Consider the following 5373-nt stretch of genomic DNA (forward strand, 5'->3'; position numbering starts at 1 on the left):
CGATACGTGGTGTAGGGAGCAAAAAAAAGCGCCAACATATTAATATGCGGCGCTTTTTTACTGTTGTATAGGTATAGTAGATCGCAGTTGTCTTCTTGCTAAAAGATTGGAAGCTGGTCCAAATTGTTCGTCGGATCGCCGTCAGCGTCACCGCGGATATACGTATCTCCATCTCGGCCTTTAAACGCGTTCACTCCTGCAATATGACCGGCCTGAACCTCCTGCAGTGCTGTTTCATAATCTAGTACTCGTCCGCTTGTTGTTTTAAAGGCTGTCAAATCGCCGTCTCCGTTTTTCTGAACCGCAACAATCTGCTCTCTAGAATCCTGTGCTCCTGATAAGTCACTCATTTGATGCTTGCTCCTTCCAACTAACGCGAAATTTTGACCAATTTATATGATGCCCTATCGCACACGATCTAATCCATAAATATTTCATAAAAAAGTGAAGTAGATCCTGAATCAAACCGATAAAAGAAGAAGGAGGTGTCTCATTCACATGGATATAGCAGCATTGTCAATCGCAAAGAGTCAAGCAAGCTTAGCACAGGCGGTAGGTATTAAAGTTTTTCAAATGGCCCAAACGCAAGCTCAACAGCAAAGTGTAGATCTTGTAAAAATGTTAAGCGAAGCTCAGCCTCATTTAGGCCAAGGTATCGATATTAGCGTATAAAAGAAAGCCCTCCAAAGCTAAAGCTAAGGAGGGCTTACATTTTCCTTTATACCATTAAATAAGATGTTCAATAACCTAACAAAAAACTAATAACCATTTGGTTATTTTCTAACAACATTGCTATATCCTTTTATTAACAATTGTTAAATGGAGGTATAGTCATGAATAGCTGCCTTTGTACGCAACAAATCGAAGATATGAGAGCAGAAATGATTCGAACATTTGAGGCAAGTAATAGTTTTTCCGATAAAGCCGTCGTAAAAATCAGTCAAGAGCTGGATTTGTTGCTCATGAAATATGCTTACTGTAATAGAAGCAATGGCCATATTCAAGAGCGTTGATCCTATCGATTCTAACACTCCACCTCGCATCTTTAATGCTGTAAAATAATTCTTACTTAATCATCTTCCCACACATCATCCATCAATTTCTTGATCGTCTTCTCCCGCTCTTTGGTCTCTGCTGTGTCCGTTACCCATACCGCATTAATTAAACAGACATAATCACCGACCTTCACATGAGGATCCACTTCATCTTTCTTGAAATCCTTTGCTTCGCMATCTATTTCGATCACAACATGCTGCTCTTCAAATCGATCAACAATACCTTTCACTTCAGAGACCCCTTCCTATTTCTCGCAGGCAACCCCGTCACCGTCACGATCCAGCTTCAAGCTATAACCCGGATCACCTTTATGCAATGGAGCTTTCCCTGCTTCTATTACAGCGCTGCAGCTTGCATAGGTTACTGTATCCTTCTTTGGCTTATCTGATGGCTTTGCTGACGGTTTTGTTAGGGAATTATTTGCTTTTGCATCCGATACCCCTTTATTTGGTGTCACGGCAATCTTTTCTCCATCTGTTGTGRAAATAATATTTCCTTGCGTATCATTTCGATAAATATCTATTTTTTTATCCGATAGTCGCTTTATAATTTCACTTGTTGGATGTCCATAATTGTTATGTCCTACTTGTATAACCGCATAATTAGGATCAACAGCATTCAGAAATTTGACTGATGTAGAGGAATTAGACCCATGATGACCAATAAGCAATACATCAGCCTTTATGTCCACGCCAGTTTTCAAAATATCAGCTTCACTCGTTGCCTCTGCATCCCCCATTAAAAGGAATGAAGTATTACCGTATGTAAGCTTAATAACAGCACTCATTTCGTTCGTATCGTCATAGGTCGATACTGGCGCAATCATTTGAACAGTGGTATCATTTTCCCAATCAAGCGTTAATCCAGCTTTTGCTGTTGTTACTTTTAAACTTTTCATTTTAATTGCCGATAAAACATCCTCGTAGGTCTTCGTATTTGAAGCTACTCTTGGCATATATATTTTACCGATGTCAAAGTTATCTATAACAGCATCCAGACCGCCAATATGATCCGCATCGGGATGTGTGCCGACCAGAATATCTATTTTGTTTATATTCTGATTTTTAATATATGCAACCATTTTCTCTTCCTCACTGTTGTTTCCAGCGTCAATAAGAATCGTTTTACCTGTTGGGCCTATGATTAGCTGCGAAGCTCCTTGACCAACGTCGATGAAATGAACTTTAACGGCATCACTTTCCATATTCGTAATTGTGTCAGTATTCGTATTGTCTTGCGTAGCCAAATAGAAGAGAATTACTGCAATTACTATGATCATTGTAAATATAGATAACGGTCGCTTCATTCTAGCTGCCTCACTTTACCACATATTCTGAGTTGCATAAATTTTCTAATGTTCATGACAACGACCAACGAGCTATAAGCGCTAGTATGACGCTTACAGCTCGTAACCAACTATTCAAGTTTCATTGTCTGGGACGAGTTTTAGAGGAGCTTCAAACTCGTTTCCTTCCGTTCCATCCGACTCTACAAGACGTTTAAGCGCGCCAAGTTTATTTTCCCAATATCGTTCATAATAGGAAAGCCATTGCTTCAACTGGAGAAGCGGCTCAGCATCGAGACGATACCTCGTTTCTCTACCAACCTTTCGTTCCTTAACCAGGCCTGCTTCCGCTAGCACGCGCAAATGCTTGGAAACAGCAGTCCGACTCATTGGAAAATGTCCGCTAATTACGTTAACCGGCATCTCTTGATCGATCAGTAATTTCAACAAGCTCCGGCGGGTAGGATCAGCGATAGCCTGAAACACATCATGCTTTGGTTCCACTTCGGCTTTATTTGCCTTCGACATAAGCACCTAGCGCCTTCAGCAAATTTACCCAACCTCCGGACATTCTGTCACGAACAACTTCATGAGCTTGTCCAAACTCAGTAACTTTGTCGACATCCCAACCACCATGAATCAGAGTGAACTCCGTCTTTCCATCCAGCTCCTTCAATTCGAACGTCAGCGTCCAGTCCTTGCCCCATTCAAAAGTCAGTCGATTAGGTGGATCAAGCTCTGTTACTTTACATGGCGACTGACCGAATGGTCCCGCTTCTAAGTGGAACTCATAGCCAAGCTCTGGCTTAAAGTCATTTGGCATGAACCACGCCGCTATTCCCTCCGATGTAGCAACTGTTTTCCATACTTTCGTGATCGGCGCATTCAGCTCCACTGTTTGACGAATGTCTGTCAGTGTATTCTTTGTGTTATTGTTGTCCAATTATTTCCCTCCGTTAGTCATGAATAGAAACCATTTGGTTTCATGTACAATTATTATATGAAACCTAATGGTTTCATGTCAACAGTAAAACATTGAGCTGCATGAATCGCGATTCGCTTTCTAGCGGCATCTGCTCAATTAAACCTCTCTATCTATTAAATAAGCGTGTAACCATAACAATTGATAGATCTACTACATAACATATAAGGATTCTACTAGTGAAGGAGTTGTTCATATGCCAGGACCAGGTCCAAAAGGTAATCGTAGTGGGGGGTCTAGAGGTAACCGTAGTGGCGGGTCGCAAGGTAACCGCAGCGGCGGTTCGAGAGGTAACCGTAGTGGCGGGTCGCAAGGTAACCGCAGCGGCGGATCGAGAGGTAATCGTATTGGCGGATCGCAAGGTAACCGCAGCGGCGGGTCTCCAGGAAACCGCATTGGAGGCTCACAAGGTAACCGCAGCGGCGGGTCTCCAGGAAACCGCATTGGAGGCTCGCAAGGTAACCGCAGTTTTGGGGCGCAAGGCTTCTTCTGCTAAACTAAGAAGCTCAAAAGAATTGATGAGATTGTCGAGTTTTTTTCGGTGTTGTAAGTGCGTGAAGAAGGCTTGATTCCAACCGTTCTTGGTACTGTAGTTTCTGCTTCTGGTGTATTGGTTTTGGACTTGCCCATGTTGTTCTTAGAGCAATAGACCTGGTAGAACATCGATAAAGTTTGGCAAGTAAATAGGGAGGTATTTATTACCTCCCTTCCCTAACTAATTAATGTTCTTAAAGAAAGAAGTACCGCGTGGATTCGGCATAACTAGAAATAGAGTCAATAGGTTTTCTTATAATAAATGGTTCATTTTACTTACGGGGGAGAAGAAAAGGAACTAATCCCATTGCTATAGCTCGATGTCCCCGATCATTGGGATGTATGGGTAGAGTTCCACTCAACGCATCTTCAATCTTACCTTTTCGATATCCGTAAATAAGTTCTTCTTGTTTTCCAGCAAACCACGAATGAACGGGAGCGACATTTACATCAAAACTTTGGGCAACCTCTTTCGTTATGTGATTTAATTGGTCTATCGCCTGAACAGATAGAGCACTGTTAGGAAAAGGATTGTATTGCGTACAGCAAATGATTCTGGCATTGCTTTCTTTTTTTATTCGAGTTAAAAGAGCGCTTAAATTTCGTCTATAGTTGTTTATACTTTTTCCTGCAATTGCAGTTAATGGTTGCTGGCTTTTAAGTGCAAACAGTGCCGCATTCAATAAATCCACTCCTCCGACCCAAACGGAAATAACGTCTGAATGACTTATTAATGAGGACCCTTCCCATGTCACGGCATTTAATAGATCCTGACTGCTCCAACCAGGACGAGCCAATACATATCCAGTAACCCTACGGGTACGAGATTGAGAATTTAATGTAGACACGGCTATTTGTGGATAAGCCTTTGCGAAAGAGGATGCATTTTCCCCAAATGTAATGGAATCTCCAAGAGCTGTATAGATCATAAGAATATCACCACCCCAAGCTTAAACATATATACAACAATAATTGACTAACTATCATCTTCTTAGAGTTATAATATTGCTACTATGCGCAGGTTGTGTGGACATAAACAATTTATGTTATACGTCTCTTTTAGGAATAACAACGAAACTCCGTCACAAAACTTCGTTCCCTATAGAAGCATTATTTCAGGGTGAACGGATATTTTTCTCATCCCTGCTCGGCCTCTGTCTTGGTTTTTCCAATCTCCCTCTGAACAAACTCTAACCAGCCCGATGCTGCATGGGAGACATAACCATTCTTTCTCCAAATAATCGCTATATCCCACTGGATGCTCGGATCGATCTTTCGAATGACATGAACTTTATCAGAGTCGAATTTGGCACAAATTGTTTCAGGAAGTAGAGAAATTCCTTGACCCGCGCAAACCAGTTCGTAGATGAAATCCCATTGTGAGCTTTCGTATGCGATCTGTGGCTCGAACCCCTCCATGATACAAGCATCCTTCACTCTGTCGTGCAAGTTGAACTCCTGACGAAAGAGAATGAAGAACTCGTTCCTAAGCTCTGAGAGTCTGACTTCCTTCCTC

The 5373-nt window shown here is 41.8% G+C and carries 10 protein-coding genes; 3 read left to right on the forward strand and 7 right to left on the reverse strand.

Features of this window, described 5'->3' with window-relative positions; all coding sequences use genetic code 11:
* Positions 1-98: 98 nt before the first annotated feature.
* On the reverse strand, positions 99-350 hold the full coding sequence (locus AC1DWN_RS27190; protein ID WP_477562014.1) for a DUF3892 domain-containing protein: 252 nt from the start codon (positions 348-350) through the stop codon (positions 99-101).
* Between the two features lie 148 nt (positions 351-498).
* Between AC1DWN_RS27190 and AC1DWN_RS27195 the strand changes: the two genes are divergently transcribed.
* Positions 499-672 (forward strand): YjfB family protein, encoded by a 174-nt coding sequence (locus AC1DWN_RS27195; RefSeq protein ID WP_477562015.1) that lies wholly within the window; start codon positions 499-501, stop codon positions 670-672.
* A 161-nt stretch (positions 673-833) separates the two neighbouring features.
* Positions 834-1013, forward strand: coding sequence for an aspartyl-phosphate phosphatase Spo0E family protein (locus AC1DWN_RS27200; RefSeq protein ID WP_477562016.1), 180 nt, complete (start codon positions 834-836; stop codon positions 1011-1013).
* Positions 1014-1069: 56 nt separating this feature from the next.
* On the opposite strand, the gene AC1DWN_RS27205 is transcribed toward AC1DWN_RS27200, so the two are convergent.
* From AC1DWN_RS27205 to AC1DWN_RS27220, 4 genes are all read right to left on the reverse strand, one after another.
* Positions 1070-1285, reverse strand: a complete 216-nt coding sequence (locus AC1DWN_RS27205) for a DUF3006 domain-containing protein (RefSeq protein ID WP_477562017.1) — start codon at positions 1283-1285, stop codon at positions 1070-1072.
* Positions 1286-1300: 15 nt separating this feature from the next.
* Positions 1301-2362 (reverse strand): MBL fold metallo-hydrolase, encoded by a 1062-nt coding sequence (locus AC1DWN_RS27210; protein WP_477562018.1) that lies wholly within the window; start codon positions 2360-2362, stop codon positions 1301-1303.
* Positions 2363-2476: 114 nt separating this feature from the next.
* On the reverse strand, positions 2477-2869 hold the full coding sequence (locus tag AC1DWN_RS27215) for an ArsR/SmtB family transcription factor (protein WP_477562019.1): 393 nt from the start codon (positions 2867-2869) through the stop codon (positions 2477-2479).
* Entirely contained in the window at positions 2853-3284 is a 432-nt protein-coding gene (locus AC1DWN_RS27220; protein ID WP_477562020.1) for an SRPBCC family protein, read from the reverse strand. Before AC1DWN_RS27220 ends, AC1DWN_RS27215 begins: the two co-directional genes overlap by 17 nt.
* A gap of 235 nt (positions 3285-3519) precedes the next feature.
* Here AC1DWN_RS27220 and AC1DWN_RS27225 point away from each other — a divergent pair, with 235 nt between their 5' ends.
* On the forward strand, positions 3520-3819 hold the full coding sequence (locus AC1DWN_RS27225; protein WP_477562021.1) for a hypothetical protein: 300 nt from the start codon (positions 3520-3522) through the stop codon (positions 3817-3819).
* Positions 3820-4129: 310 nt separating this feature from the next.
* On the opposite strand, the gene AC1DWN_RS27230 is transcribed toward AC1DWN_RS27225, so the two are convergent.
* On the reverse strand, positions 4130-4786 hold the full coding sequence (locus AC1DWN_RS27230; RefSeq protein ID WP_477562022.1) for an SGNH/GDSL hydrolase family protein: 657 nt from the start codon (positions 4784-4786) through the stop codon (positions 4130-4132).
* A 208-nt stretch (positions 4787-4994) separates the two neighbouring features.
* Positions 4995-5373 (reverse strand): LysR substrate-binding domain-containing protein (locus tag AC1DWN_RS27235; protein WP_477562023.1); only part of this gene is annotated, 379 nt, incomplete at its 5' end.

It is taken from the genome of Paenibacillus sp. P4_A7, assembly GCF_056402455.1.